27 protein-coding genes and 2 pseudogenes are annotated in these 25,966 nt (G+C 63.0%); 12 read left to right on the forward strand and 17 right to left on the reverse strand.

The annotated features are described in order from the left end of the window. Positions 1-84: 84 nt before the first annotated feature. Positions 85-1,497 carry an FAD-binding oxidoreductase gene (locus CIT31_RS11030; protein WP_095518629.1) on the reverse strand — a complete coding sequence of 471 codons (1,413 nt, stop codon included), beginning with the start codon at positions 1,495-1,497 and terminating at the stop codon, positions 85-87. Positions 1,498-1,700: 203 nt separating this feature from the next. On the opposite strand from CIT31_RS11030, the gene CIT31_RS11035 reads away from it, so the two are divergent. After that, positions 1,701-2,207, forward strand: a complete 507-nt coding sequence (locus tag CIT31_RS11035; RefSeq protein WP_095518630.1) for a thioesterase family protein — start codon at positions 1,701-1,703, stop codon at positions 2,205-2,207. Between the two features lie 122 nt (positions 2,208-2,329). Next, positions 2,330-2,527, forward strand: a complete 198-nt coding sequence (locus CIT31_RS11040) for a hypothetical protein (protein WP_095518631.1) — start codon at positions 2,330-2,332, stop codon at positions 2,525-2,527. Positions 2,528-2,811: 284 nt separating this feature from the next. Here CIT31_RS11040 and CIT31_RS11045 read toward each other — a convergent pair whose 3' ends face one another. Beyond that, complete coding sequence (locus tag CIT31_RS11045; protein ID WP_095519319.1) at positions 2,812-3,291, reverse strand: Lrp/AsnC family transcriptional regulator; 480 nt, start codon at positions 3,289-3,291, stop codon at positions 2,812-2,814. Between the two features lie 88 nt (positions 3,292-3,379). Between CIT31_RS11045 and CIT31_RS11050 the strand changes: the two genes are divergently transcribed. Then, complete coding sequence (locus CIT31_RS11050; protein WP_095518632.1) at positions 3,380-4,285, forward strand: EamA family transporter; 906 nt, start codon at positions 3,380-3,382, stop codon at positions 4,283-4,285. On the opposite strand, the gene CIT31_RS11055 is transcribed toward CIT31_RS11050, so the two are convergent. Then, positions 4,286-5,134 carry a dienelactone hydrolase family protein gene (locus tag CIT31_RS11055; protein WP_095518633.1) on the reverse strand — a complete coding sequence of 283 codons (849 nt, stop codon included), beginning with the start codon at positions 5,132-5,134 and terminating at the stop codon, positions 4,286-4,288. It lies immediately after the preceding gene. A gap of 124 nt (positions 5,135-5,258) precedes the next feature. Further along, positions 5,259-5,494 (reverse strand): annotated as a pseudogene (locus CIT31_RS11060) (membrane-bound PQQ-dependent dehydrogenase, glucose/quinate/shikimate family); the annotation flags it as partial. A 96-nt stretch (positions 5,495-5,590) separates the two neighbouring features. Here CIT31_RS11060 and CIT31_RS11065 point away from each other — a divergent pair. Next, positions 5,591-8,260 (forward strand): ATP-dependent helicase, encoded by a 2,670-nt coding sequence (locus CIT31_RS11065; protein ID WP_095518634.1) that lies wholly within the window; start codon positions 5,591-5,593, stop codon positions 8,258-8,260. Between the two features lie 13 nt (positions 8,261-8,273). On the opposite strand, the gene CIT31_RS11070 is transcribed toward CIT31_RS11065, so the two are convergent. The 5 genes from CIT31_RS11070 to CIT31_RS11090 form a co-directional block, all read right to left on the reverse strand. Then, a complete protein-coding gene (locus CIT31_RS11070; protein ID WP_095518635.1) occupies positions 8,274-9,323 on the reverse strand; it encodes an ABC transporter permease in 1,050 nt (349 codons plus the stop codon). Then, the gene (locus tag CIT31_RS11075) at positions 9,320-10,117 is read right to left on the reverse strand and encodes an ATP-binding cassette domain-containing protein (RefSeq protein ID WP_095518636.1); all 798 of its coding nucleotides are present in this window, start codon (positions 10,115-10,117) and stop codon (positions 9,320-9,322) included. The genes CIT31_RS11070 and CIT31_RS11075 overlap by 4 nt, the downstream gene beginning before the upstream one ends. An 89-nt stretch (positions 10,118-10,206) precedes the next feature. Then, complete coding sequence (locus tag CIT31_RS11080; RefSeq protein ID WP_095518637.1) at positions 10,207-11,220, reverse strand: substrate-binding domain-containing protein; 1,014 nt, start codon at positions 11,218-11,220, stop codon at positions 10,207-10,209. Between the two features lie 104 nt (positions 11,221-11,324). Then, a complete protein-coding gene (locus tag CIT31_RS11085; RefSeq protein WP_095518638.1) occupies positions 11,325-12,233 on the reverse strand; it encodes a sugar phosphate isomerase/epimerase family protein in 909 nt (302 codons plus the stop codon). After that, positions 12,230-13,264, reverse strand: coding sequence for a Gfo/Idh/MocA family protein (locus CIT31_RS11090; protein ID WP_095518639.1), 1,035 nt, complete (start codon positions 13,262-13,264; stop codon positions 12,230-12,232). The genes CIT31_RS11085 and CIT31_RS11090 overlap by 4 nt, the downstream gene beginning before the upstream one ends. Before the next feature lie 197 nt (positions 13,265-13,461). On the opposite strand from CIT31_RS11090, the gene CIT31_RS11095 reads away from it, so the two are divergent. The 3 genes and pseudogenes from CIT31_RS11095 to CIT31_RS11110 all read left to right on the forward strand — a co-directional run bounded on the left by CIT31_RS11095 (position 13,462) and on the right by CIT31_RS11110 (position 15,739). Further along, entirely contained in the window at positions 13,462-14,487 is a 1,026-nt protein-coding gene (locus CIT31_RS11095; RefSeq protein WP_095518640.1) for a LacI family DNA-binding transcriptional regulator, read from the forward strand. 228 nt (positions 14,488-14,715) lie between these two features. Next, a pseudogene (locus tag CIT31_RS11105) lies at positions 14,716-14,958 on the forward strand (hypothetical protein); the annotation flags it as partial. Positions 14,959-15,163: 205 nt separating this feature from the next. Then, on the forward strand, positions 15,164-15,739 hold the full coding sequence (locus tag CIT31_RS11110) for a TMEM175 family protein (RefSeq protein WP_065010296.1): 576 nt from the start codon (positions 15,164-15,166) through the stop codon (positions 15,737-15,739). Between the two features lie 108 nt (positions 15,740-15,847). On the opposite strand, the gene CIT31_RS11115 is transcribed toward CIT31_RS11110, so the two are convergent. Then, positions 15,848-16,129 (reverse strand): hypothetical protein, encoded by a 282-nt coding sequence (locus CIT31_RS11115; RefSeq protein WP_029351415.1) that lies wholly within the window; start codon positions 16,127-16,129, stop codon positions 15,848-15,850. Between the two features lie 134 nt (positions 16,130-16,263). On the opposite strand from CIT31_RS11115, the gene CIT31_RS11120 reads away from it, so the two are divergent. Beyond that, positions 16,264-17,130, forward strand: a complete 867-nt coding sequence (locus CIT31_RS11120) for an SDR family NAD(P)-dependent oxidoreductase (RefSeq protein WP_095518641.1) — start codon at positions 16,264-16,266, stop codon at positions 17,128-17,130. Between the two features lie 3 nt (positions 17,131-17,133). Here CIT31_RS11120 and CIT31_RS11125 read toward each other — a convergent pair whose 3' ends face one another. The 3 genes from CIT31_RS11125 to CIT31_RS11135 all read right to left on the reverse strand — a co-directional run bounded on the left by CIT31_RS11125 (position 17,134) and on the right by CIT31_RS11135 (position 18,831). Next, positions 17,134-17,562 carry a low affinity iron permease family protein gene (locus CIT31_RS11125; protein WP_165778411.1) on the reverse strand — a complete coding sequence of 143 codons (429 nt, stop codon included), beginning with the start codon at positions 17,560-17,562 and terminating at the stop codon, positions 17,134-17,136. Positions 17,563-17,635: 73 nt separating this feature from the next. After that, positions 17,636-18,277 (reverse strand): DapH/DapD/GlmU-related protein, encoded by a 642-nt coding sequence (locus tag CIT31_RS11130; RefSeq protein WP_029351421.1) that lies wholly within the window; start codon positions 18,275-18,277, stop codon positions 17,636-17,638. Positions 18,278-18,336: 59 nt separating this feature from the next. Continuing rightward, entirely contained in the window at positions 18,337-18,831 is a 495-nt protein-coding gene (locus CIT31_RS11135) for a CreA family protein (RefSeq protein WP_425350606.1), read from the reverse strand. Between the two features lie 210 nt (positions 18,832-19,041). Between CIT31_RS11135 and CIT31_RS11140 the strand changes: the two genes are divergently transcribed. Both CIT31_RS11140 and CIT31_RS11145 read left to right on the forward strand, forming a co-directional pair. Then, positions 19,042-19,620 (forward strand): SCO family protein, encoded by a 579-nt coding sequence (locus CIT31_RS11140; protein ID WP_095519321.1) that lies wholly within the window; start codon positions 19,042-19,044, stop codon positions 19,618-19,620. An 11-nt stretch (positions 19,621-19,631) separates the two neighbouring features. Next, on the forward strand, positions 19,632-20,504 hold the full coding sequence (locus tag CIT31_RS11145; RefSeq protein ID WP_095519322.1) for a 50S ribosomal protein L11 methyltransferase: 873 nt from the start codon (positions 19,632-19,634) through the stop codon (positions 20,502-20,504). A gap of 35 nt (positions 20,505-20,539) precedes the next feature. Here CIT31_RS11145 and CIT31_RS11150 read toward each other — a convergent pair whose 3' ends face one another. Beyond that, complete coding sequence (locus CIT31_RS11150) at positions 20,540-20,725, reverse strand: hypothetical protein (RefSeq protein ID WP_095519323.1); 186 nt, start codon at positions 20,723-20,725, stop codon at positions 20,540-20,542. 381 nt (positions 20,726-21,106) lie between these two features. Between CIT31_RS11150 and CIT31_RS11155 the strand changes: the two genes are divergently transcribed. Beyond that, a complete protein-coding gene (locus tag CIT31_RS11155) occupies positions 21,107-22,951 on the forward strand; it encodes an aminopeptidase P family protein (protein WP_095518643.1) in 1,845 nt (614 codons plus the stop codon). A 42-nt stretch (positions 22,952-22,993) separates the two neighbouring features. Here the strand turns inward: CIT31_RS11155 and CIT31_RS11160 are convergent, their stop codons facing one another. Beyond that, a complete protein-coding gene (locus CIT31_RS11160; protein WP_095518644.1) occupies positions 22,994-23,905 on the reverse strand; it encodes a LysR family transcriptional regulator in 912 nt (303 codons plus the stop codon). 167 nt (positions 23,906-24,072) lie between these two features. Here CIT31_RS11160 and CIT31_RS11165 point away from each other — a divergent pair, with 167 nt between their 5' ends. After that, positions 24,073-24,771: a type 1 glutamine amidotransferase domain-containing protein gene (locus tag CIT31_RS11165; RefSeq protein WP_095518645.1), complete on the forward strand. Its 699-nt coding sequence runs from the start codon at positions 24,073-24,075 to the stop codon at positions 24,769-24,771. Positions 24,772-24,943: 172 nt separating this feature from the next. On the opposite strand, the gene CIT31_RS11170 is transcribed toward CIT31_RS11165, so the two are convergent. Together CIT31_RS11170 and CIT31_RS11175 are read right to left on the reverse strand one after the other, a co-directional pair. Further along, complete coding sequence (locus CIT31_RS11170; RefSeq protein ID WP_077383210.1) at positions 24,944-25,240, reverse strand: AzlD family protein; 297 nt, start codon at positions 25,238-25,240, stop codon at positions 24,944-24,946. Beyond that, complete coding sequence (locus CIT31_RS11175) at positions 25,237-25,965, reverse strand: AzlC family ABC transporter permease (RefSeq protein ID WP_095518646.1); 729 nt, start codon at positions 25,963-25,965, stop codon at positions 25,237-25,239. Before CIT31_RS11175 ends, CIT31_RS11170 begins: the two co-directional genes overlap by 4 nt. Position 25,966: the final 1 nt, after the last annotated feature.

The raw sequence follows: 25,966 nt of genomic DNA on the forward strand, positions 1-25,966 counted from the left end.
CAGTTGATTGAAAAATCAGCCGCACTCTACCCGCATCCGCGTGTCGATAAAGAGGCAAATCGATCGCCCCAAGAGCAAAAAGCTCTAGTCGGCCGGCAGTATCTTCCCAGGGTTCATAATATTCAGCGGATCGAGCGCCTGCTTGATCGTGCGCATGATGTCGACGCTGTGGCCGAGTTCATGGCGCAGGAAGCCGACCTTGCCTTGTCCGATGCCGTGCTCGCCGGTGCAGGTTCCGTCCATGCCGATCGCCCGCATATTCAGCCGCGCGACGAACTCTTCCGTTGCGGCGATTTCCTTCGGATCGTCCACGTCCATCAGCACCAGCACATGGAAATTGCCGTCGCCGGCATGGCCGACGATGGGCGCGATCAACCCCATCTCAGCGATGTCGGCCTCGGTTTGCGTGACGCATTCGGCAAAGCGCGAGATCGGCACGCAGACGTCGGTCGACAGCCCCTTGGCGCCGGGCCGCAGCGTCAGCGACGACCAATAGGCGTCGTGCCTGGCCTTCCACAGCTTCGTCCGTTCCTCGGCGACGCTGGTCCACAGGAATGGTCCGCCGCCATATTCTTCGGCGATCATGCCGAAGGTCTCGGCCTGCTCGGCAACGCCGGCATCACTGCCGTGGAATTCGACGAACAGGCATGGGCTTTCCGGGTAATCGAGTTTCGAATAGTTCTTCATCGCCCGCATCTGCAGCGCATTGACCAGTTCGATGCGCGCCACCGGAATACCCATCTGGATTGTCGCGATCACCGCGTTGCAGGCCGCCTCGACGCTGGGAAACGGGCAGACGCCGCCGGAAATCGCCTGCGGAATGCCCTGCAGCTTCAGGGTCAGTTGGGTGATGATGCCGAGCGTGCCTTCAGAGCCGATCAGGAGCCGCGTCAGATCGTAGCCGGCCGAGCTCTTTTTTGCGCGCTTGCCGGTCGTCACCATCTCGCCGTCGGCCATCACCGCCGTCAGCGACAACACATTCTCGCGCATCGTCCCGTAGCGCACGGCATTGGTGCCCGACGCCCGCGTCGCCGCCATGCCGCCGAGCGATGCATTGGCGCCCGGATCGATCGGAAAGAACAGGCCGGTGTCGCGCAGATGCCGGTTGAGATCCTCGCGCGTCACGCCGGGCTCGACCGTGCAGTCGAGATCCTGCGGGTTGACCGCGAGGATGCGATTCATCCGCGACGTATCGACAGAGATGCCGCCACCCGGCGCGTTGGTGTGGCCTTCCAGCGAGGAGCCGACGCCGAAAGCGATCACCGGCACGCGGTGTGCGGCGCAGGCCGACACGACCTCCTGCACCTCCACCGTCGTCTCCGGAAGAGCCACGCCATCCGGCGCCTGGGTCGGAATGTAGGTGGTGGTATGCGCGTGCTGGGCGCGGATCGCCTCGCCGGTCTGGAATCTCTCGCCGAGCCGCTGCTTGAGGATGCCGAGCACAGCGGCGATCCCTTCTTCATTGCGCTCGACCGGATTGAGGTCGCTCAGAGCCATGTTTTCCTCCGCGAATGGACCAGTGCCCACCCTGCTATGGATCTATGGAGGCTTATCGCATCGGCCCGAAAATCGGAATCGATTTTCGGAAAGCACGATGAGAAGATTCAAAGTCTTGAGACGCGTACTTTGTGCGTCCAATTGGACGCACATCCGCTCTAGTCTCACCGACCACGCTCTGTCCAGCCAGAAGGAAGTTTTCGATGTCCACCCCCGCCCCCTTCGTCTCTCCTCCCATGGCCATCGAGAAGGACTGGATCGACTACAACGGCCATCTCAACATGGCCTATTACAACGTGCTGTTCGACCGCTGCTCCGACGAAGCGTTCGAGATGATGGGGATGGGGCTGGATTATGTGAAGCAGCGGCGGCTGACCATCTACACGGCGGAAGTCCATGTCTGCTATATCAGGGAGCTGCATCTCGACCACAAGGTCGATGTCTCGTTCCAACTCCTCGACCATGACGACAAGCGGCTCAGAGCGTACCAGGAAATCCGCCATGTCGACGGCTGGCTCGCTGCCACTTCCGAATCATTGTCGCTGCATGTCGACATGTCTGGACCGAAGGTGGCGCCATTCCCGGCCGATGTTCTGGCCAAGGTGGAAACCATGCGCGCCGCCCATGCGGCGCTGCCGATGCCTGAGCGCGCCGGCCGTTCGATCGGTATTCGTCGCAAGACGCTTGAACCGCAGTCGGACCGCCGTTAACCTTACCAAGGTTTTAACGTGAACAAGTCGAATTGAGGCGTTGAACGACTCAGCGCGGCGTTGGAAAACCCTCCGCATCGGGTTGATACGGGGGCGGAGCTGAAGCGGTTCGGGAAACGTGCATGAAAACCGACATCAACGTCGAGGCGGACAGGCTGGCAGCCGATCCACGCATCAGCGACTATGATTTCTGGCGCTCGCTGAAGAACCTCAACAACGAGATCTTTCACATTGCCAACAACAACGAGCCGATCCCTTTCGCCATGGTCCGCTGGCGCGCCATCCTGAAGCAGGCGCGCTCGAAGCGCGGCCATGCCTGATCGGTGCGGGAAGAAAATAGGCTCGTCGTTCGGTTGCATTTTTCTGGGGCGTTTGCGCCGCCCTTTATCCGGCTGCCCCCACCTTCTCCCCGTATAGTGACGGGGAGAAGGGAGCTTGCCGCAGCCTTGGCGCTTTCTCTGCAACGCTGGAGATTAACGAAATCCGCCGCAAACGCGTCCTTCTCCCCGTCACTATACGGGTGCCCGGCAGGGCGCTGAGGGGCGGCGCGACGTTTCTAGTTAAGCTGATGATGCGCTGACGAGCGACCACTTCACCTCGAACATCAAGGCTGGTGCTTCACCGCCCCCAGCGGCGAGCGCGCCACCACCGGTGACGACTGGATGATCGCGGTATTGGTCATCGCAAACGGAATGATGCGGTCGATCACCCGTTCGAGCTCGGCCACGGAGCCGACATGCGCCAGCGCGACGAAACAGTCCTCGCCGGTCACCCGGTCGCATTGCGCGATCTCCGGCAAGTCGCGGATGATCTCGGCCACCACAGCCAGTTGCCCCGGCACCGGCCTGATGCGCAGCCATGCCGACAGTTTCATGCCGAGCGCGGCCGGGTTGATCCGCACCGTATAGCCCTCGATCACGCCGCTCTCCTGCAGCCGCTTGATGCGTTCGGCTACGCTCGGCGCCGATAGGCCGACGGAACGCGCCAGTTCGGCGGTGCTGGTGCGCGCATCCTTTTCCAGCAGGCGCAGGATCTTCAGGTCAGCCGCATCCAGATCGGTATTTTCGTTTCGAAGGCGTTTCAGACAAAACTCCTTGGTTTTGGAAAAGAGCTTATCTCTTCGGCCGACTATCAGCCATATAATCCAAAAAACTGCCTGCGATAATGATCTCATGGATGATCCAGCGCAAGCTCCGGCTGCAATCCCTGCCCTCGCCGGGCCTGTCTTTGGCAAGCTGGCGACCTCCCTGCCGCCGCATGTCTGGTTCGGCGTCAGCGCCGTGTTCCACTATCTCGGGCCGGCTTTCGCCGTGCTGCTTTTCCCGCATGTCGGCGTGCTCGGCATGGCCTGGCTGCGCATCGTCACGGCCGCCCTCGTCTTCGCGCCACTGACCCGGCCCTGGACGGTCTTCGCCGGCGCCGACCGGCGCACACGACTGCTGCTTCTCGCCTTTGGCGCCTGTCTCGGCGTGATGAATTGCTCCTTCTACCTGGCACTCGACCGATTGCCGATCTCGTTGGTCGCGGCGATCGAATTCGTCGGCACTATCGGCGTCGCGCTGGTCGGCGTCAGAAGCCCGCGCAACCTCGCAGCTCTTGTCATCGCCGTCATCGGCACCTTGCTGCTGATCGACGTCAAATGGTCAAGCGACCTGATCGGACTGCTCTGGGCCTTCCTTAACGGCGCGCTGTTCGTTGGCTACATCGTGCTTGGCCATCGCGTCGCCCGCGCCGGCGCTGGCGACGGCATCGCCGGCCTGGGTGCCGCCATGGCGGTCGCCTTCCTTATCGTGCTGCCGGTCGGCTTCACCGATGCGCTGCCGGCTTTCTCGGCGCCGCCACTGCTCATCGCCGCCATCGGCGTCGGCATCTGCTCGTCGGTCATCCCCTACATCTGCGACCAGCTTGCCATGTCGCGGCTGCCGCGCTCGAGCTTCGCGCTGATGCTGTCTTTGCTGCCGGTCACCGCCACCCTGATCGGCGTCATTGTGCTCCGCCAGATACCTGGCCCTATCGATTGCATCGGCATTGCGCTGGTGATGGCCGGGGTCGCTTTTCACAAACCGGCAAATGCCTGATCAGGCAAGCTTCTCCTTGAGAAAGGCGATCGTCCGGCCCCAGGCGAGGTCCGCCGCGTTCTTGTCGTAGCGGGCCGCGGACGTGTCATTGTTGAAGGCATGATTGGCGCCTTCATAGACATAGACCGTGTACTCGACCTTGGCGGCATCGAGTTCTTTCTTGAAGGCGTCGATACCGGCATTGATGCGGGTGTCGAGCCCGGCATAATGCAGCAGCAGCGCCGCCTTGATCTTCGGCACATCCTCGGCCTTCGGCTGCATACCGTAATAGGCGACAGCGGCAGCCAGATCCGGCGTGTTGGCAGCCAGCGTGTTCACCGTGCCGCCGCCCCAGCAGAAGCCGACCGCGCCGACCTTGCCGTTGCCATCCGCATATCCCTTGAGGAAAGCGACCGTTGCGACCGCATTGGCGGCGGTCTGCGCCGGATCGAGCTTGGAAAACTGGTCGCGCGCCTTGTCTTCGTCGGCCGGCGTGCCGCCGAGCGGCGACAGGAAGTCCGGGGCAAGCGCCACGAATCCTTCCAGCGCCACGCGCCGCGCCACATCGCGTATATGCGGATTGAGCCCCCTGTTCTCATGCACGACGATGACGGTGCCGAGCTTGCCGGACTGGCCGGCCGGCTTGACCAGATAGCCCTTGACCTCGCCGCCGCTGCCGGGATAGCTGATGTCCTCGCCGGTCACGCGTGAATCGTCCTCGGCAACGATCGCTGCCCGGGCCGAATTCGCCGCCAGCAGCGGCGCAATTGCGGCCGCCGCCGCACCTGATCCGGCAATCCTGGTCAACTGTTCCATGAAGCGCCGCCGGTCGAGCGTCAGATGCGTGTATTCGTCATAGGCGTCTATCATCGCCTGGGTGATGGCGGGCTCGTGACGGCTGGGCTGGCAGGGCTCGGTTTTGTCATGGCGCTCTCCTCGGCTTCGGGAAATTCCCGCCGCGCAACATAGGGTAGAAGCCCGCACGGTCCAGTCACGGATGAGTGAGGCTGTCGTCGACGGTGCCGTTGCGGTGTTTGTAGACGATCTTGCCGGTCCTGAGATCGACGCCCGCGACATAGCCCCAGGGCCGCGCCTGGCAGGGAATGCCGAGCGGCGACAGAAACGGCTTCAATATCACTGCGTAAGGCGCACGTCATTGCGGTTTAGGCCCTGGTCGCTGCCCTTTGTATCGCCCGGCGGCGGCACGTCCGCGTGCGGGGCCAGCTTGGAGATGTGTTCTACCGGATTTGTAAGTTCCGGCCTGGATCGAGAACAAAACGGAGACACTTCTGGCCTTTCGCTGCCGAATCACTACATTCGGGGACAATGTCCGGCTTTTCGGAAGATATGCCTTTTTTTGACGAACCGAACGCGCGGCCCGTGGCCCCGTCGGGCATTGCTGCGCGTGCCATGGCTGCGCGCAGCGGCCACAACAAAGCACCCGATTATCTGAACGGGCTCAACCCCGAGCAGCGGCTGGCGGTGGAAACCACCGAAGGCCCGGTCCTTGTGCTGGCCGGCGCCGGCACCGGCAAGACGCGCGTCTTAACCACCCGCATCGCTCACATCCTCGCCACCGGCAAGGCTTTCCCCTCGCAGATCCTCGCCGTCACCTTCACCAACAAGGCGGCGCGGGAGATGAAGCAGCGCATCGGCATGCTGATCGGCGAAGGCAATGTCGAGGGCATGCCGTGGCTCGGCACCTTTCATTCGATTGGTGTGAAGCTGCTGCGCAGGCACGCCGAGCTTGCCGGGCTCAAATCCGACTTCACCATTCTCGACACCGACGATGTCGTGCGCCTGATCAAGCAGCTGATCCAGGCCGAAGGGCTGGACGACAAACGCTGGCCGGCCAAGCAGTTCGCCCAGATGATCGACGGCTGGAAGAACAAGGGGCTTGGCCCCGCCGACATTCCCGAGGGCGACGCCCGCGCCTTCGCCAACGGCAAGGGCCGCGAGCTCTACAAGGCCTACCAGGAGCGGCTGAAGACGCTGAACGCCTGCGACTTCGGCGATCTCCTGTGCCACCCGATCCGCATCTTCCGCGCCAATCCGGACGTGCTGAAGGAATACCACAAGCGCTTCAAATACATCCTCGTCGACGAGTATCAGGACACCAACACCGCCCAATACATGTGGCTGCGCCTGCTGGCGCAACGGCCGGATGCCGGACGTGCTTCAACGTCGACAGATCTGCGATCGGCCGAAGGCCGCAAGCCCGACCGGGCGCCCGAGCCGTTGCGAGGCCCGCGCGGAGGGCCCGCGCCGGCAGGCGCGGAACAGCCGGTGAGCGAAAACAAAGTAAATATTTGCTGCGTCGGCGACGACGACCAGTCGATCTATGGCTGGCGCGGGGCCGAGGTTGACAATATCCTGCGCTTCGACAAGGATTTCCCCGGCGCCAAGATCATCCGGCTAGAGCGCAACTACCGCTCCACCGCGCACATCCTCGGCACCGCCTCCCACCTCATCGCCCACAATGAGGGCCGCTTCGGCAAGACGCTGTTCACCGAAAAGGTCGCTGAGGACGACGAGAAAGTGCATGTCCACGCCGCCTGGGATTCCGAGGAAGAGGCCCGCGCCGTCGGCGAAACCATCGAAGCGTACCAGCGGCAGAAGCACAATCTCAACGATATGGCCATTCTTGTCCGCGCCTCCTTCCAGATGCGCGAGTTCGAGGACCGCTTCGTCACGCTCGGTCTCAACTATCGCGTCATCGGCGGCCCGCGATTTTACGAGCGTCTCGAAATCCGCGATGCGCTAGCCTTCTTCCGCGTCGTCGCCCAAGGCGCCGACGACCTCGCCTTCGAGCGCATCGTCAACGTGCCGAAGCGCGGGTTGGGCGAAGCCACCATCCGCCAGATCCACGACACCGCCAGGGCGCTCCGCATCCCGATGCTGGAGGCTGCGGAAAAACTCGCCGAGAGCGACGAACTGAAGCCGAAGCCGCGCGCAGCATTGCGCGAAGTCGCCGCCAATTTCGAGCGCTGGCAGAAGGCGCTGGAGACCACGCCGCACACCGAGCTCGCCGAGACCATCCTGGAGGAGAGCGGCTACACCGACATGTGGAAGAACGACCGCTCGGCGGAAGCGCCCGGCCGGCTGGAAAACTTGAAAGAACTGATCCGCTCCATGGAGGAGTACGAATCGCTGCGCTCCTTCCTCGAACATGTCGCACTCGTGATGGACGCCGAGCAGAACGCCGAGCTCGACGCCGTCAACATCATGACGCTGCATTCGGCCAAGGGCCTCGAATTCGAGACGGTGTTCCTGCCTGGTTGGGAGGAAGGTCTTTTTCCACACCAGCGCGCGCTCGACGAGGGCGGCCGCTCCGGGCTCGAGGAAGAACGGCGGCTGGCCTATGTCGGGCTGACCCGCGCCAAGAAGAACCTGCATTTGTGGTTCGTTTCCAACCGCCGTATCCACGGCCTGTGGCAATCGACCATCCCGTCGCGCTTCCTCGAGGAATTGCCGGAAGCCCATGTCGAAGTCGCAGAGAGCGGCAACAGCTACGGTGGTTACGGCAATTCCTACGGCGGCGGTTCTTTTGCCCCGGGACGTGGCGGCCGGCAGAACCCCTATGGCGCGTCGCGCTTCGACAATGTGGGCGGCAATACAGGCGGCACTGAGAAATCCGGCGCCTTCTCCAGCACCTACGCGACGCCGGGCTGGCAGCGCGCGCAACAGAACCGCACCGAGGCGACCGACCGCAACTGGGGCACGCGTTCCGGCCACCAGGTCGAGCGCATCGGCTATGGCGAAACCGACAGTGGCTATGGCGCCGGCCGCACCTCGATCAAGGGCCGCACCATCGACGGCGAGCTGGTCGCCAAATCCGTCGCCGACAAGCCCTCGGCCTTCAATGTCGGCGACCGCGTCTTCCACCAGAAATTCGGCAACGGCAATGTTTCGGCCATCGAAGGCAACAAGCTGACCATCGACTTCGACAAGGCCGGCCAGAAGCGTGTGCTGGACGGGTTTGTCACGGGGGTGTGAGCGTCGGTCCCGTTCAGCGATAGCGCGCCTGGTTCCATTTGTGACCGAGCAGCGACAGGATGATGATCAGCCCGTTGAAGAACTGGACGTAGAAGCCGCTCAGGCCCGCCGCGACGACGCCGGTCTGAATGAACGACACGGTGACCGCGCCAATCGCACCGCCAACGACCGTGCCGATGCCACCCCAGGTCGGCGTGCCGCCGACGAACACCGATGCCAGCACCGGCAGCAAATAGCCGTCGCCAGCGGTCGGCCACCAAGTGAAGTTGATCATCACCGAGAAGGTGCCGGCGATCGCCGCCCCGATGCCGACGAAGACGAACACTTTCACCCGCACGCGCTTGACGTCGATGCCCATCTGCTGGGCGCTGTCGGGATTGTCGCCGACCACCTTCACCTGCGCGCCGAAACGATGGCGGTTGTAGAGCAGCGCCGACAGCACGACGAAGCCGATGGCCCAAAAGATCTGCACCGGAATGCCGTAAAGCTGGCTGGAGAAGATCTTGTAGGCCCAGCTGTCGGCAAGGCCGGTCAATGCCGTCGACCTGCCCTCGTTGATGATCTGGATCAGGCCGCGCAGCAGGAAATTCATGCCAAGCGTGGCGATCAGCGACGACAGCCCGCCATAGACGACCAGCGACCCGACCAGGAAGCCGAGCAACGTGCCCGTTGCAATGGCGGCGGCGATGCCGAGAAACGGGTCGTAGCCGGCCTGCACGACCAGCGCGAAGACCCAGGAAGCAAAGCCCATTGTCGCCGGAAACGACAGGTCGATCTCGCCGCAGGTGACGACGAACACCAGCGGCACCACCACGAACAGCGCCACCGGCAGCGTGGTGAGCACGGAACTATAGAGGTACCAGGTGGTGAAAACGGTCGGATTGGCGATCATGAACAGCGCCATCATGACGATGAACACGGCAAGCGTGCCGAGCGCGGCGCGGTTGTCGAGGATGAAACCGCGCAGCAAATTGTCGGATGGATGTCTCCACTCTTTCCCGGCGGCCTCATTATGCGTGCCGCCGAGGGGACTCTTCAGATCGGGTTCCATGGTCTTGCTCATCGCGCTGCCCTCCCCGCATCGCCGGCCTCGTGCAACCCGGGCAATCCGCCGGGGTGGGCTAGGTCTTCCATGAAGTTGATCAGGTCTTCGGCCGACTTGACCTCGCTGCGGCCGGCGGTGAACGCCACCTTGCCGCGGTCGAGCACCACGAAGCGATCGGCAATGTCGAAGACATGGTGGATGTTGTGGCCGATGAACAGGATCGAGCGCCCGCTCGCCCGCACCTGGCGCACGAAGTGGAAGACCTTGGCGGTCTCGGTCAGCGACAGCGCCGTCGTCGGCTCGTCGAGGACAATCAGCTCAGCCTTCTTGTAGATGGCGCGGGCGATGGCCACGCCCTGGCGTTCGCCGCCCGAGAGCTGGCCGACGATCGAGTGCGGCGTGAACACTTTCGAGGTGAAGCCGATCTCGCGCATCAGTCGGCTCGCCTCCTCGATCTCCTTGTTGACCTTCAGCCAGCCCAGCCAGCCGGTGAGTTCGCGGCCCATGAAGATGTTGCGCACGATCGTCTGCTGCACGGCGAGCGCCCGGTCTTGGAACACCGTCTCGATGCCGGCGTCGCGCGAGCGCGCGGCGCTCCATCCGGTCACCGGCTTGCCGCGCACAAGGATTTCGCCGCTGGTCGGCTTGACCACGCCCGACAGGATCTTGATCAGCGTCGATTTGCCGGCGCCGTTGTCGCCGATCAGGCCGACGACCTCGCCACGGTCGACGCTGAGATTGACCCCGCCCAGCGCGTAGACCTGACCGTAGGACTTGCTGATGTCGCGCAGTTCGATGATGCGTTCGGCCATCGGATCCTCGCTTGATTGTCGCTTACCGGCCTTTTCCGCCGGCGGTCCCGCCGGCCGGGGTCGATCCCGGCCGGCGGCGGCTTGGGAGGTCAGCGCAGCGCCTGCTTGGCTAGTTCGGCGACGATCTCGTAATTCTGCGGCGTGACGAAGCCGGCACCGGTGTCGACATTCATCGGCGCCAGACCCAGCACCACCTGCTGGCAGAGGCTGAGGATCGGCAGATAGCCCTGCAGGAAGGGCTGCTGGTCGGCGGTGAGCTGCACCCAGCCGCCCTTGAAGGCTTCGACGATCTGCGGGCTGGTGTCGAAGCCGAAGTTGAAGATGTCGCCCGGCTTGCGTCCAGCCGCCTGCATGTAGGTGGCGACGTTGCCGAGCATCTGGCCGCCGGGATAGCCGACCGCCTTGACGTCGGGATTGTTGAGCAGTGCCGCCGTGAGCACCGGAATGGCCAGATTGGGATCGGAAGCCCATTCGCCGCTCGGCGGCGAGGGGAGCTGGATGACCTCGACGCCGGCCTCCTTCAACACGGCAACCGTGCCGCGCTCGCGCGCGCCGCGGGCCTCGTTCTCGAAGGGGCCAATCATGATCGCCTTGTCGCCGGCCTTGAGCCCGGCAAGCTTGAGCGCTTCGGCGCCAAGCGCGCGGCCCTGCTGCTCCTGCTGGGCGCCGACATAGCCGCCGCCGAACGCCGCCACCACCTTCGGCACCGGCACGTTCTGGTACATCATCTTGATGCCGTCCTTGTGCGCTTGTTCGGCGAGCGGCATGATCGAGGCGTCACCAGGATGGCCCATCATGGCGATGCCGCCGGGCTTGACCGCGACGGCCTCGCGCAGCTGCTGCACCATCTTTTCGGCGTCCCACTGGGAGAAGATGTAGTCGACCTTCGGTCCGAGATCGGCCGCCGCCTGCTTGGCGCCATTGTAGACGATGGTGCCGAAGGCGTCGCCCTCGGCGCCGCCGACGAAGAAGCGGATATGGACGTCCTTGCACCACTGGGCGTCGAGCGCCTGCGCCGGCAAGGTGGAGATGGCGGCGGCGAGCGCCGTGGCGGCCGCCACGACGGTCGAGCGCAGAACGGTCGTTCTCATCGCGATGCTCATGCACGTTCCTCCCATTGTTCCCTCGCAAGCCGAGGGGTTTCGACGAATGCTTCGGCTTTTCGCCGCAATGCTTCACTGACCGGCCCTCCCGCCGGGCCGGATTCTCAACCTGGATTTGGCAGGTAGCTGGCACCTCCCCGGCATTGCTTGAGGTAATCCAGCGCCCGCACCTGGCCGGTAATCTCGAGGTCGCCGCGATAGACCGGGTCGTGCCAGCCTTCGATGTCGATGGCACCCTTGTATCCGGCCAGCCGCAATTCGCTGATCACCCGCGTCCAGTCGCTGTCGCCGAAGCCGGGCGTGCGCATCTGCACGAATGGCAGGCGGCCGAACACGCCATGCTCGCGGATCACGTCCCAGCGCACCGTCGCGTCCTTGCCGTGGACATGGAAGATGCGCGGCGCCCATTTGCGGATCTGCGGGATTGGATCGATCAGATAGACAAGCTGATGGCAGGGTTCCCATTCCAGGCCGAGATTGTCATCGGGCAATTCGTTGAACATCAGCTCCCAGGCGTCCGGATTGTGGGCGATGTTCCAGTCGCCGCTCGCCCAGTTGCCGTCCATCGCGCAATTCTCGAAGGCGATGCGCACGCCCTTGTCAGCGGCGCGTTTGGCCAGCGGTTCCCACACCTCGCGGAAGCGCGGCAGGCTGTCGGGCAGCGGCTTGCCGCGAATGCGGCCGGTGAAGCCGCTCACCATGCTGGTGCCGAACAGATGCGCATGGTCGATGGCCGCTTCCCAGGCATGAAGCACGCCGCGATCGACATCGCCGCTCTCCAGCGGATTGCCGAACACGCCGAGCGAGGAGACGATGACGTCGGCGTCACCGATCGCCTCCCGGATCTGGCCGGCCAGCCGAGGAAGGTCCTTGCCGCCCAGTGTCTGCCAGAAGAACGGCTGTATGCTCTCGAAGCCGAGCGGCAGAATCTGTTTGATGTAAGCCGCCGGGTCATCAAGGTTGGCCCGCACCATGGTGCCGATCCTGATGTCGAGCAGCGGGTTTGGCATCATGATCCTTCCTGTGCAGCGATGGCGACCCGGCGCCCGGTCTCGGCGCTCTCGATCGCAGCGAAAACCATGGCCAGGCTCTTGATGTTGTCGGAGCCGCGCGTCTCCGGCTCGGTGCCGGTCTCGACGGCGCGGACGAAATCCTGGATGATGCCGAGATGGCCGCCGACGCGATCGGCCGGGTCGAGCGACGGCACGGCTATCGGTTCGGTGCGGTCGAACAGGCCTTCACGGACCGGCTGCACGATTTCCGCCTTCAGCCCGTCCTCGCCGTCCCAGACAATGCTGCCGCGCTCGGCGACGATCCGCCATGTACTGTCCCAGCTGGTGCGGAATCCGGCCGCGCACCAGCTGCCGGCATAGGTGAACAGCTTGCCGCCGCCTAGGTCGAAGCTTGCGGTTGCCGACGACCCTTGCCGATACCAGGAATTGGCCGGCTCCCACTCCTGGCAATAGACACCGGCCGGCTCGCCGGCCACCATGTAGCGGGCGGCATCGAATGTGTGGATCGCCATGTCGAGCAGCAGCACATGGCGCATCTCCTCGCGAAAGCCGCCGAAATGCGGCGCGACGAAGAAGTCGGCGTGGATGCTGGTCGCAGCACCAATGGCGCCGGACTCGAGAAAACGCCTGATACGCCTGACATTGCCGACGTAGCGGCGGTTCTGGATGACGGCGTGCACGCGCTTTGCGCGCCGGGCGGCTTCAACGATGGCGCGCGCATTGTCCGGGCTGTCAGCGAGCGGCTTCTCGGTCAGGAGATGGCAATGATGGGCAAAGGCTGAAAGCGCGACGTCGCGCCGGGCCGCGGGAACCACGACGTCGAACACCGCATCGGGCCGGGTCTGGTCGAGCACGGCGTCGAGGCTGGTTCCGATAACCGCGCCGGCAAGCTCGTATTCGCGCGCCCTTGCCCTCGCCCGCTCGGCGTCAAGGTCGACAAGCCCGACAATGGCGAGCCCGGCGACCTGCCTGGCTGCATCGAGCCAGGCCTTGCTCATCGCTCCGCAGCCGACCAGGACGACATTCATCATCCAGCGCTCCTCCTCCGCTCGGCCCCTCCAGACCGATCGTCACGGCATTCACGGCATGACCGTAAACGTTTTTCCGTAAACGTTTACGAGAACACACCCGAAGGCGTAGAATGTCAATTGGCCGCTCCCGAAAATCACCTTGATCACCTTGGCCCGGAGAGCAGCCGGTGCTAGCCAGGCTAGGGGAGAACTGTCCTTTGGCGTCCAGCATTCACGACCTTGCGCGTCACCTGAACATTTCGATCGGCACGGTGTCGCGCGCGCTCAACGGCCGCGCCGACGTCAACGCCGACACACGCCAGCGCGTGCTCGATGCGGCCAAGAAGCTGAATTATTCGCCGAACCAGTCCGGCCGCAGTTTGCGGCGCGGCGCCACCCATTCGATCGCCTTCATGCTGCAGCCGCATCCGGGCGATCAGGAATATGGCGAGCCGTTCTTCATTCCGTTCCTGACCGGGTTGCAGGCCAAGCTCGCCGAAAGCGGACTCGACCTGATCGTGGTGATGGGCGCGCCGGGCGACTATCAGCAGGAGCGCCTGCGCCGTGTCGTCGAGACCCGGCGGGCCGATGCGGTGGTGCTGGCCTGGACGCGGCGCGAGGACGAGCGCATCGACTATCTGACCCAGGCCGGTTTCCCGTTCGCGACGCTTGGCCGCAGCCGCTCTGGCGGCGATGCCTACCCCTCGCTCGACCTCGACTTCGAAAAAGCCGGGGCTGACGCGGTCGATCGTCTCGTCGCGCGCGGCCACCGCCGCATTGCGGCCATCCGCCCGTCGCTCGATCTCAACTTCGGTTATCTGTTCCTCACCGGATATCGCAAGGCGTTGCGGCGGCACGGCATCGAATTCGACCCCGAACTGGTCGCCGACGGCTTCATCAACGAGGCCGGCGGCTACGCGGTGACCCCTGAGGTGATGCGCCCCAAGGATCCGCCGACCGCCATCATCTTCAACAATGACGCCATGGCACTTGGCGGCTGCAAGGCGCTGGCCGAGATGGGCATCAGGCCGGGTCACGACATTGCGGTGATCGTCATCGTCGACACGCCGCTCTGCCGCTATTTCTCACCGGCGCTGACCGGCTTCCGCCCTCCCCTGGAGCCGATGGGACGGCGGCTGGCCGAAATGTTGCTGGCGTCGATTCCGGCCTTCGCCGGCCCTGAGGGGGCCCGGATCATCCGCGAGGTCTGGCCGCTGGAGCTGATCGCACGAGACAGCGATTGATGATGGCCTTCCCCTCGTTGTTGTGAAAAGAAATATCTGAACGAAGTGAAGGCAAATGAGGGGTGTTGGAAAAAATCCAACGCATCAACGGCAAGGGCGAACTCGGTGCTTCGGCCTGCACAAAAGCGTTGGGCACCGACCGCAAGAGAAAGATCTCAATTGCCCTCTACATCGCCGCCATCCCGCTGGCCTTCGTCAATCAGTCGATCGGCGTCGCGCTCTATATGCTATGGCGCTGGCCGTACCTCCATCAAGGGCCGCACCATCGACGGCGAGCTGGTCGCCAAATCCGTCGCCGACACGCCATCCGCCTTCAGTGTCGGCGACCGCGTCTTTCACCAGAAATTCGGCAACGGCAACATTTCGGCCATCGACGGCAACAAGCCGAACCATCGACTTCGACAAGACCGCCAGAAACGCGTGCTGGACGGGTTCGTCGCGGCGGTGTGGGACATTTGCCCAGCCGCCTGAAACGCTCAAAAACCCCTCCGCATTGGCGTACCATGCACATGATCGAGGACCGGCCGGCTGCCGGCGAGCCGCCGGACAGCGGCCTCGGCGTACCGCGCCAGCGCGCATCTGTCGCCGGAGACGCCGAGCGGCTGAAAGACAGTGCCAAGCCTTCCCTCCAGCCCCTTCGATCGTCTAGGATGAGCCAGGCACAGCAGGAAGAATCATGGGCAAGGGACGGGTCGAGGCATTTACCGATGGCGTCGTCGCCATCATCATCACCATCATGGTGCTGGAATTGAAGGTGCCGCACGGCGAGGATTTTTCAACCCTGGCGCCACTATGGCCGGTCTTCCTCAGCTATGTCTTGTCCTTCATCTATGTCGGCATCTACTGGAACAATCTGCACAACATGTTCCACACCGTGCAGCGCGTCGACGGCCGCGTGCTATGGGCGAACCTCAATTTGTTGTTCTGGCTGTCGCTGATGCCGGTCACCACTGCCTTCATGGGCGAAAACCATTTCGCGCCGGTTCCGGTCGCCGTCTACGGGGCCGAACTCGCGCTGTGCGCGGCCGCCTACATCATCCTCGCCGTCATGCTGCATCGGTTGCACAGCAACGATACCGCCTTTGCCAGGGCGCTGGGCAGCGACCGCAAGGGAAGGATCTCGCTGGCCCTCTATATCGCCGCCATTCCGCTGACCTTCATCAGCCAGTGGATCGGCGTCGCTATCTACGTCCTGGTCGCCATGATCTGGTTCGTGCCGGACAGGCGCTTCGAGCGGGTGATCGAAAAATAGGCCTGCTGGAGCATTTTGCAGCCAAGTGGAATCGCTTGGCGTCGCACAAATGCGGCTAAAACAAACAGATAGAGCAGGATGCCCCATTCAATAAGAATGCGTTCCGCTCTAGCCTCGCATCGCCTTCAGCTTTTCCGCCACCGAGGCCGCAAGGTCGGCATAGCGCTCCTCAAGCCGCTCGGCCGCCTTGATCACCGAAAAATCATGACCGAATTTCTCCAGCGCCATGCGCAGCTTCTCGACAAATTCCGCTTGCTTTTCGAGCGCCGAAAACAGCGTCTTCACTTGCGCTTCGCTGATGTCGGGATTGGCAAGCATTTGCGGCACCTCGCGGCTCATCTGGTCGCCGGTGGCGGTCTGTTCTTTCAGGATCTCGATCCAGTCGGTCAATCGGTAATCTCCTTCTTACGCGGACAGCATGCGCAGCGCCTGCCGATGTGGTCAACCCAAGGACGCCAAAGCGGGCTTGCGCGAGCCCCGCGCCGCGTTAAGTTCGGCGCAACTTGAATGAGGACGCTATAGCCATGACCACCGATGCCGAAATCCAGAGCGCTTTGCCTGCCCTTGCCTCCGGCAACGTTGCCGTCATCACCGGCGGCGCCAGCGGCATCGGCCTTGCCGCGGCCAAGCGACTGGCGGCGATGGGCCTGAAAATCGTGCTGGCCGATATCGGCGGCGCGCGGCTCGATGAGGCTGCCGGCGCCGTTGCAACGATTGCCGGCGACAGCGCGGTGCTTGCTGTCGCCACCGACGTTTCCAAGCCCGACGAACTCGACCGGCTGGCCGAAAAGGCGTTCGGTGCCTTCGGCGGCGTGTCCCTGTTGATGAACAATGCCGGCGTCGGCAACAATCCCGGCAAGCCCTGGGAAAACCGCGACGCCTGGAAGCGGCTGCTGGAGATCAATTTCTGGGGCATCGTTCATGGCGTCGAGGCCTTCACACCGCGCATGCTGGCGACCGGCAGGCCGGGCCTGATCGTCAACACCGGCTCCAAGCAAGGCATCACCACGCCGCCCGGCAACCTTGCCTACAACGTCTCCAAATCAGGCGTGAAGACCTTCACCGAAGGCCTGGCACACGCGCTGCGCAACGAGCCCGGCGCAAAAGTTGCTGCGCATCTGCTCATTCCGGGGTTCACCTATACGGGCCTGACCGAAGGTGCGACCGAAAAACCCGCCGGCGCCTGGACCGGCGAGCAGGTGATCGACTTCATGCTGGCCGCGCTGGTGCGTGGCGACTTCTACATCCTGTGCCCCGATAACGAGGCGACACGGCCCATGGACGAAAAGCGCATGGCCTGGGCGATCGGCGACATCATCGAAAACCGCCCTGCTCTGTCGCGTTGGCACCCGGACCACAAGGAAGCGTTCGCGGCGTTCATGGAAAGCTGACGCTCACGCCGCATGGGTCTTCGAGCCGGGCTTTTGCGCCGCGGCTTTCTTGACCGCCATATCGGCGACCTGCCGGTCATGCCGCTTCGCCGCGCGCTCACATTTTTCGCGGATCTCCTGAACCTCGGATTCGGTCAGATGCTCGATACCGATAAAGCTGTTTTTGGCTTTGCTGACCCGGATCAATTCATCGAGCTTCGCCTGGATCGCGGCGCCATCACGGTTTTGGGTATTCTGTATGAGGAACACCATCAGGAAGGTGACGATCGTCGTGCCGGTATTGATGACGAGTTGCCACGTATCGGAAAACCCGAACATCGGTCCGCTTGCCCCCCACGCGACAATGATCAGGAAACAGACGGCGAATGTCGACGGCAGACCGGCGAGATGGGCAACGTAGTTGGCGATCCTGGTGAAAAGCTTTTCTATCATGGCAGGAGAAACAACCAGCATCCGCTCCGGGTTCCCTTGCACGGAGGGATTTCGCGGACATAGCCCCGCAAGATCAGGGTATTTCGTTATCCCAGACGTCGAGGAAGGCCTCGATGGACAGCGTCTGCATGTCGGGGACTGCCTTGGCCAATCTCTCGGGCGGCCAGTCCCACCAGGCGAGGCTTTCGATCCGCGCGGCGACGTCCGCCGCGAAGCGTTGGCGCAATTGCCTGGCCGGAACGCCGGCGACAATCGCGTAGGCAGGTACGTCGCGCGTCACCACAGCGTTGGCGCCGACGATCGCGCCATTGCCGATGGTCACATCAGGCATGATCACCGCGCCATGGCCGATCCAGACGTCGTGGCCGATGCTGACGGACTTCGCCCGCCGCCTTTCCCGAAACGCCCCGTCGACGCCCAGCCAGCGAAAATATTCGTTCGGGCGATAGCTGACCTTGTGCTGGGTCACCCGCTCAATCGGATGCTCCAACGCGTTGATGCGGCTGTTGGCGGCGATCGAACAGAACTTGCCTATGGTCGTGTAGATCGCCTCGGCATGACGTTCGAAATAGGAGAAGTCGCCGACCGATACCTCGCGCAGGATGACCCGCTCGCCGATCGAGGCGTAGCGCCCGAGCTTGCACGCCTTCAATTCCGCTGTCGGATGGATGCGCGGCTCAGGATCCTTGGGGACAAGATTTTCGGGACGGTCCATGCCCGCGGCTTTACGCCCGAGCGATTGGTCCCGCAAGCGGGGACCAATCGTCCCAGAGCCTATTTCGGCTTGTCGTTGGTCCACACCACGTTCTGGCCATAGAGCGGCACCGTGGTGACCGACATTTTCGCTGAACCGTCCTGCACCTGGCGCGAATGCGACAGATAGATCAGGGTCTCGTTGGCTTTATCGTAGATGCGGTTCACCACCTGCTTCTTCCAGATCAGGCTGATGCCTTGCTTGAACACTTCCTCGCCGGCCTCGCTCATATCGATGTCGCCGATGGTGATCGGCCCGGTCTGGCGGCAGGAGATCGAAGAATCGGACGGATCCTCGAACCAGTTGCCCTTCTGCAGGCGATCAATCACGCCGCGGTCGAAATAGGAGACGTGGCAGGTCACGCCTTCGACCTTCGGATCCTTGATCGCCTCGACGATGATGTCGTTGCCGAGCCAGTCGACGCCGACCTTGCCGACCTCCTGAGCGGCGGCTGCGCCGGCACCGACGACGAGGCATGCGACCAAAGCGCCGCCGATCAGTTTTCGCCCAATCAGTCTTTGCAAGGGGAGCCTCCTGCGGTTCGAGTTTTGCCGACCTCAGGTGGGACGGGCGGCAGTGCTTTGCAAGCGGATCACCTTTTGACAGGAATGCCGGTTGCGGCAACGCGACATCTTTGCGCGCGTGAGATCAAACCGTTAAGAGTGTTCGCCGAACAAGCTTTGCGCCGATACGGCGGCAATGAAATCACGACGGACACCCAATTGATGATGCGTTCAATACTGGTCGGCATTCTCGTCCTGATGGCGGCGGGCATCGGGTGGCTCACCTTTGAGTGGTACCGCGACCGCTTTGGCGGCGAACCATACGGCGCGCCGTTCACCCTGGTCGACCAGAAGGGCGCTCCGATCACCGAGGCTGCCTTTCGCGGCCACCCCAGCGTCATCTTCTTCGGCTTCACCCATTGCCCGGAAGTGTGTCCGACCACGCTGTTCGAACTGGCCGGCTGGCTAAAGACGATGGGCGACGACGGCAAGAACCTGCGCGCCTATTTCGTCACCGTCGACCCGGAGCGCGACACGCCCGAAATCATGAACGCCTATATCAGTAATTTCTCCGACCGCATCCTTGGCATCACCGGCGATCCGGAAAAGGTCCATGCCATGGTCAAGGCCTTCGGCATATACTGGAAAAAGGTCGACACTGGCGACGGCGACTATACGATGGATCACAGTTCTACGATGCTCTTGCTCAACGCCAAGGGTGACTACGCCGGCACCATCGCCTATGGCGAAAGCCCGGACGCCGCCGTCGCCAAGCTCAAGCGGCTGGCCGCGGCAGGTTGATGCATCGTTTGATGACCCAAGCGCGACTTTATTTCACCACTGGAAAGATCGAGGCCGACCGTATCTTCGCGGCGTTCGAAGCGGCCTTCGAAGACGAGGGCCTGCCGATTGGCGTGCTCGAGGTCGACGAGGACCGCGACGTCCACGAAGTGTCGCTCTATGCCGACGGCGATGTCGATGCCGTCGAGGCGCGCGTGAAAGACATTCTTGCCGGGCTCACCCTGTCGATGCCGATTAGGCGGGAGCCCGTGCCTGATATCGACTGGGTGACGCGTTCGTTGGAGGGACTGAAGCCGGTGCGGGCCGGCCGTTTCTTCGTTCACGGCGCGCATGACCGCAGGAAGCGCCACAGCGGCGAGCTCGCCATCGAGATCGAGGCCGGCCTCGCCTTTGGCACCGGCCATCACGGCACCACCGCCGGCTGCCTCGAAATGCTGGAACAGGTTGTTCGGCGCGAGCGCCCGCGCAACGCGCTCGACCTCGGCACCGGCAGTGCGGTGCTGGCCATCGCGCTGGCCAAGCTCGCCAATATCCCGGTGCTGGCGACCGACATCGATCCGGTCGCCATAACAGTCGCCGCCGCCAATGCGCGGCTCAATCACGTCAAGGCGCTCGTCGAGACGGTGACGGCGCCGGGCTTCCACCATCCGATCTTTGCCGCGCGCGGCCCCTTCGACCTCGTCGTCGCCAACATACTGGCGCGGCCGCTGATGCGGCTGGCGCCCGAAATGGCCAAGCATATCACCCTGGGCGGCTCGATCGTACTGTCAGGCATTCTCGACCGGCAGCGCGACGCCGTGGTTTCGGCCTATGTCGGCCAGCAATTCCGCCATGTCAGGACGTTGCACCGCGAAGGCTGGGTGACGATCCACCTCAAGCGGTGACGCGCAGCACCTTCAATCGCAAGCCGTAAATTCGCTCAGACGTAGCGCGACCTTGCCGTCTTTCTCAGTTCTTCGCGATCGTAGCCGTGCGCTTTCAGCGTTTCGTCGTCAAAACCAAGCAGAACGCCGCTCACATAGCGGCTCGCTTCGCGCTGGCGCGCTTCGATGAGAGCGTTCACAGCACTTCTGAAAAATCCGCGTCTGGCTGAAATCGTGGACATGATGGTCTCCTTTGCAGGGCAATAAGACTCGTTCCTCCACATCGAAAAGGTAAGGTCTGCTGACCTATTTGAAAATCGCTGATTCTGCATGGCGTCTATGCGAAAAAGCGATGTTGCTGGACCAAACCCCACCGGTTGCCAGGCGGCGGACGCTGTAGCACTTTGATCTTGCGCTGATTTTCTCCGGACCAAAGATCAGTGCAGCAAAAGTCGATACCGATTTTCGGGGTCATGCGCTACGGTCGCGCTAGAGCATCGGGCCCAAAAGTGGAAAACCGGTTTTGGGAAAACCCGATGCTCAAACAGAAAGCTAGATGTGAGCGGCGGCACGGTTCGACTTGAAAGTCCGCCGGTCACATCTAGCATCCGAGGAGAGGCCAGATGTTCCAGACCTTTGATTCCGCCGGCGACCCCGCCGTCGGCAAGCCGCGTGTGGCGTTGCTGCGTCAATGGCTGGCGGCCAACGGGCTGGATGGCTTCATCGTGCCTCGTGCCGACGAGCATCAGGGCGAATATGTCGCCGACCGCTCGGCGCGGCTGAGATGGCTGACCGGCTTCAGCGGTTCGGCCGGCGTCGCCATCGTGCTTGGCGACCGTGCCGTCATGTTCGTCGACGGGCGCTACACGCTGCAGGTGCGCCAGGAGGTCGATCTCGACATCTTTTCGATCGAAAGCCTGGTCGACAATCCACCCGCCCCCTGGATCAAGGACAATCTCGGCAAGGGCGTGCGGCTTGGCTTCGATCCGTGGCTGCAGACGATCGGCGACGTCAAGGCGCTGAAAGCTTCGGCCGAAAAATCGGGGGCGACATTGGTGCCGCTCGAGAAGAATCCAATCGATGCCATCTGGAAGGACCAACCCGAACCACCGCTGGCGCCGGTCGAGCTCCATCCGATCGCGTTTGCCGGCGAACTGGCCAAGGACAAGCTGGCACGCCTGGCCGAGGCCATTGGCAAGGATGGCGCCACCCATACCGTGCTGACCGACCCGTCCTCCATCGCCTGGGTCTTCGACATCCGCGGCGGCGACGTGCCGCATACGCCGCTGGCGCTCGGCTTCGCCGTGCTCGCCGCCGACGGGTCGCACCTACTTTTCATGGACCAGCGCAAGTTTTCGCGGACCGTCGCGGCCTATCTGACGCAGCTCGCCGAATTGCACGAACCCAGTGAATTCGAAGCGGCGATGGCAGGATTGGCCAAGGGTGGCGCAAGAATCGCGCTGGACCCGGTGCTGGCGGCGGAGAAACTGAGAATGCTGGTCGAGGACAATGGTGGCACCGTCATCACTGCACCTGATCCTGCCCGCATTCCACGCGCGACGAAAAACCAGGCCGAGATCAACGGCGCCCGCGCCGCGCATCGCCGCGATGGCGCCGCCGTAGCCAAGCTGCTTTGCTGGCTCGACCGTCAGGAACCTGGCAAGCTCGACGAGATCGCAGTCGTCACCAAGCTCGAGGAGTGCCGCCGCAGCACCGGCGAGGAAACGCAGATGCCGCTGCGCGACCTGTCCTTCGACACCATCTCGGGCGCCGGTCCGAACGGCGCCATCATGCACTACCGTGTCTCCCGTGCCACCAGCCGAAAGCTTCAGTCTGGCGAGCTGTTCCTGCTCGATTCCGGCGGACAGTACCAGGACGGCACCACCGACATCACCCGCACGGTGCCGATCGGCAAGCCGACCGAGGAAATGCGCGAACGCTTCACATTGGTGCTGAAAGGCATGATCGGCATTTCCATGCTGCGCTTTCCGCCGGGCACGCGCGGCTCCGAGATCGATGCTGTGGCGCGCCTGGCTCTATGGAAACACGGTTGCGATTTCGCCCATGGCACAGGCCACGGCGTCGGCTCCTATCTGGCAGTGCACGAGGGCCCGCAGCGCATCGCCAGGACCGGCACCGAAAAGCTGCTGGCAGGCATGATCGTTTCCAACGAGCCGGGCTACTACAAGGAAGGCTCTTACGGCATCCGCATCGAGAATCTCGTCCTGGTGACGCCGGCCGAGCCGATAGAGGGCGGCGACATCGCCATGCACGGCTTCGAGACACTGACTCTGGCGCCTATCGACGTCAGGCTGGTGCGGTCCGACCTATTGTCGCGCGACGAGCTGCATTGGCTCGACATATACCACGCCCGCGTGCTGGCCGAGATCGGACCAATGCTCGACGGCGAGACGCTGGCATGGCTGCAAAAGGCAACCGCACCGCTGCCGCACGACCAGAAGATTTGATTTTGAAGGGCGGTGGGTCAGCAACGAATACAGAAAGCCATCCTAAGTCTCTTCCGAAGTCATTTCTTTTGCCAGTTGGCCGATCATCGAACGCAGCCACCTGTGGGCCGGGTCGTGGCGGTAGCGAACGTGCCAAGCCATCTGCACTGGGAAGGTGCCGAGATCGACGGGAGTCGGTAGTACCTTCAGGCGAGGATCGCGCTCAAGGCTCCGACAGATAAGGCTCGGCAGCGTTGCGCAGTAATCCGTTACGGCAAGCATCTCAGGCACGGCAAGGAAGTGCGTGACAGAAACGGCGACCTCTCGCTTAAGGTTTTGTTGCTCCAATGCCTGGAAGAGGCCCGCGCGCAGCCGGCCCGGCGGGAGCACGTTCACGTGCTTGAGCCTCTCATACTGTTCTCGGGAAATACTGTCTAGAACGTCGGGATGGTCGTTACGCATCACGCAGGCGAGCCCATCGTCCATAAGATGCTGGACGACGAGGTTGTCCGGCGGATCGACGATGCGGCCAAGCACCATGGCCGTGGTGCCGGAAATGACGCCGGTCTCGGCGAGATCGTTGCCAAATGCTGTCATGCGGAGCTTGATACCCGGCGCTAGCTCACGCACCCTCGCGACGAGGGCCGGCATCAACACAAGCTCCACGTAGCTGTTGGGCGCAAGCGTGAACAGTCGTTCGGCGTTTGCTGGCTGAAACTCTTGCTGGTTCAAAATGAGATCGTCCAGTTGCGCCAGCGCTGCTTCGATTGTTGGAGCGATCTCCTCGGCCAGTTGCGTCGGCTTTATGCCGTACCTTTCCCGGATGAACAGCGGGTCCCGCAGGGTGTCGCGCAGGCGGTTCAACGAATTGGACAGCGCCGGCTGGGTGATGCCCAGTCGCACTGCTGCCCGTGTCACGCTGCGCTCCTCCATCAGAGCCAGGAAAACCGGGAGCAGGTTCAGATCGTATCTCATCGAGATGTAATCTCATATGAATATCTAAAATCAAATAAGTAAATTTCTGAAATATGTGGGCAAGTGCCATTATTAGCTCGTCGACAGGCCGCTGAGGCTGATCGAGCTTCAAATCAACCGGCTACGACGCCTCATGGCGCGGCATCATCTGACGAAAGGATCCGACAATGAAGGTACTCATGGTACTCACCTCCCACGACACTCTCGGCGACACCGGCAAGAAGACCGGCTTCTGGCTCGAGGAGCTGGCAGCGCCGTACTACATCTTCAAGGACGCCGGCGCCGAGATCACCCTCGCCTCGCCGAAGGGCGGCGAGCCACCTCTCGACCCGAAGAGCGACGAGCCGATGTTCCAGACCGACCTTACGCGGCGCTTCAGCGCTGACGAGGTTGCCAAAGCGAAGCTCGCCGAAACTGAGCGCCTGGACAGCGTCGACCAGAAGGACTTCGATACGGTCTTCTACCCCGGCGGCCATGGCCCCTTGTGGGATTTGGCCGAAGATCCGAATTCGATCAAGCTGATCGAAGCCTTCATCGCGGCCGGCAAGACGATCGCTCTCGTTTGTCATGCACCGGGCGTCCTGCATCGCGTGACCAATCCCGACGGCACCCCGTTTGTTCAAGGACGCTACGTCACCGGCTTCACCAACAGCGAGGAAGAGGCCGTAGGTCTCACGAAGGTCGTGCCGTTCCTGGTCGAAGACGAGCTTCTCAGCCTCGGTGCGGTCTTCTCCAAGGTCAATGACTGGGGCGTGCACACAGTAGTCGATGGCCAGCTCATCAGCGGTCAGAACCCGGCGTCATCGGGTGAGGCAGCAGAGGCGCTTGTAGCCGCTCTGAGCCAAAGGAAGACCAAGACCGCCTGAGTGGCCTACAATATCGTGATCTGTTGACGGCTCGCGTCGGCGGCAGATCACCTTCAGAAACCGGAGTTCGTTACGTGATGATATGAAGGGCAAAGTCCCACCGCTAGACGACGTGCCGCATGTCATGAAAGGCCTGATTTGAAGACCGGCGCGTGTGTCTCAGCCGGTCCGGTTACCCGACGAATTGGCGGGCGAGGACCAGCACAGCGGCGCCGGCCAAAAACATCGCCATAAGCCCGCCGCGCAGCGAGACCAGCCCGGCGACGATCAATGCCGCCCATTCCGCCGGCCCGGCGCCAAGCGCCGCGGGCGCCACCAGCGTCGTCAGCACCGCGGCAGGCACGGCGTTCAGCCCGGCCTCGACGCGCGGATGGATGTTTTCGAAGCGCGAGATCACCAGATGCCCGCCGATGCGGGTCAGATAGGTCGCAATCGCACCGGCGATGATGATCCACAAGGTTGTGCTCATGGCCGCGCCTCCACACCACTGTGGTGCGGCGGCAGGATGACCGCGAGCAGCACGCCGGCCACGGCGCCAATGGAGACGTGCCAGGGCGAGCCTACCGTTTTGTAGGCGATGATGGAGGCAGCAGCACTGGCGACGACCACCGGCAGCCACAGCGGCCGTTTGCGAAAGCTCATGACCAGTCCGAGAAAATAGATCGGCAGCAGGAAGTCGATGCCCAGCGCATGTGTGTTAGGAATGAGCTTCCCGAACACCGCGCCGAGCGCGCTTTCGGTCACCCAGAACACATAGACCGGCAGGCCAAGCCCCATATACCAGGCGAAGCCGACCGTCTCGCCGGCCTCCGCCTTGCGCTCGGCCACCGCGAACTGCGGATCGGTCAGGATGAAATAGCCGACGGCCTGCTGCACCAGCGGCCAGTGCGCGATGCGGCGGCCGATACCCGCCGAGTAGAGCACATGGCGGAAATTCACGGCGAAGATCGACAGCACGATCAGCCATGGCGCGACATGCTGCCCGAACAATTCGATGCCGACCATCTGGCTGGCGCCGCCGAAAACCATGGCGCTCATCAGGAAGGCTTCCAGCACCGAAAAACCGTTGTCAACGGCAAGCGCCCCGAACAGCAGTCCAAAAGGCGCCGCCGCCACCACGACGGGCAAGCTGAGCCGCACGCCTTGCCAGAAATCGCTTTTTGCGTGATTTTCGGAGTCTGCTTCCGCCGACATC

The organism is Mesorhizobium wenxiniae (genome assembly GCF_002284535.1).
Taxonomy (GTDB): Bacteria; Pseudomonadota; Alphaproteobacteria; order Rhizobiales; family Rhizobiaceae; genus Mesorhizobium; species Mesorhizobium wenxiniae.

Bases quoted from the DNA above. Each gene is read 5' to 3' on its own strand.
- CIT31_RS11030 (WP_095518629.1), bottom strand. From the start codon at position 1,497: ATGGCTCTGAGCGACCTCAATCCGGTCGAGCGCAATGAAGAAGGGATC.
- CIT31_RS11035 (WP_095518630.1), top strand. From the start codon at position 1,701: ATGTCCACCCCCGCCCCCTTCGTCTCTCCTCCCATGGCCATCGAGAAG.
- CIT31_RS11040 (WP_095518631.1), top strand. From the start codon at position 2,330: ATGAAAACCGACATCAACGTCGAGGCGGACAGGCTGGCAGCCGATCCA.
- CIT31_RS11050 (WP_095518632.1), top strand. From the start codon at position 3,380: ATGGATGATCCAGCGCAAGCTCCGGCTGCAATCCCTGCCCTCGCCGGG.
- CIT31_RS11055 (WP_095518633.1), bottom strand. From the start codon at position 5,134: ATGATAGACGCCTATGACGAATACACGCATCTGACGCTCGACCGGCGG.
- CIT31_RS11065 (WP_095518634.1), top strand. From the start codon at position 5,591: ATGTCCGGCTTTTCGGAAGATATGCCTTTTTTTGACGAACCGAACGCG.
- CIT31_RS11070 (WP_095518635.1), bottom strand. From the start codon at position 9,323: ATGAGCAAGACCATGGAACCCGATCTGAAGAGTCCCCTCGGCGGCACG.
- CIT31_RS11075 (WP_095518636.1), bottom strand. From the start codon at position 10,117: ATGGCCGAACGCATCATCGAACTGCGCGACATCAGCAAGTCCTACGGT.
- CIT31_RS11080 (WP_095518637.1), bottom strand. From the start codon at position 11,220: ATGAGCATCGCGATGAGAACGACCGTTCTGCGCTCGACCGTCGTGGCG.
- CIT31_RS11085 (WP_095518638.1), bottom strand. From the start codon at position 12,233: ATGATGCCAAACCCGCTGCTCGACATCAGGATCGGCACCATGGTGCGG.
- CIT31_RS11090 (WP_095518639.1), bottom strand. From the start codon at position 13,264: ATGATGAATGTCGTCCTGGTCGGCTGCGGAGCGATGAGCAAGGCCTGG.
- CIT31_RS11110 (WP_065010296.1), top strand. From the start codon at position 15,164: ATGGGCAAGGGACGGGTCGAGGCATTTACCGATGGCGTCGTCGCCATC.
- CIT31_RS11120 (WP_095518641.1), top strand. From the start codon at position 16,264: ATGACCACCGATGCCGAAATCCAGAGCGCTTTGCCTGCCCTTGCCTCC.
- CIT31_RS11125 (WP_165778411.1), bottom strand. From the start codon at position 17,562: ATGATAGAAAAGCTTTTCACCAGGATCGCCAACTACGTTGCCCATCTC.
- CIT31_RS11130 (WP_029351421.1), bottom strand. From the start codon at position 18,277: ATGGACCGTCCCGAAAATCTTGTCCCCAAGGATCCTGAGCCGCGCATC.
- CIT31_RS11140 (WP_095519321.1), top strand. From the start codon at position 19,042: ATGATGCGTTCAATACTGGTCGGCATTCTCGTCCTGATGGCGGCGGGC.
- CIT31_RS11145 (WP_095519322.1), top strand. From the start codon at position 19,632: ATGACCCAAGCGCGACTTTATTTCACCACTGGAAAGATCGAGGCCGAC.
- CIT31_RS11150 (WP_095519323.1), bottom strand. From the start codon at position 20,725: ATGTCCACGATTTCAGCCAGACGCGGATTTTTCAGAAGTGCTGTGAAC.
- CIT31_RS11155 (WP_095518643.1), top strand. From the start codon at position 21,107: ATGTTCCAGACCTTTGATTCCGCCGGCGACCCCGCCGTCGGCAAGCCG.
- CIT31_RS11160 (WP_095518644.1), bottom strand. From the start codon at position 23,905: ATGAGATACGATCTGAACCTGCTCCCGGTTTTCCTGGCTCTGATGGAG.
- CIT31_RS11165 (WP_095518645.1), top strand. From the start codon at position 24,073: ATGAAGGTACTCATGGTACTCACCTCCCACGACACTCTCGGCGACACC.
- CIT31_RS11170 (WP_077383210.1), bottom strand. From the start codon at position 25,240: ATGAGCACAACCTTGTGGATCATCATCGCCGGTGCGATTGCGACCTAT.
- CIT31_RS11175 (WP_095518646.1), bottom strand. From the start codon at position 25,965: ATGTCGGCGGAAGCAGACTCCGAAAATCACGCAAAAAGCGATTTCTGG.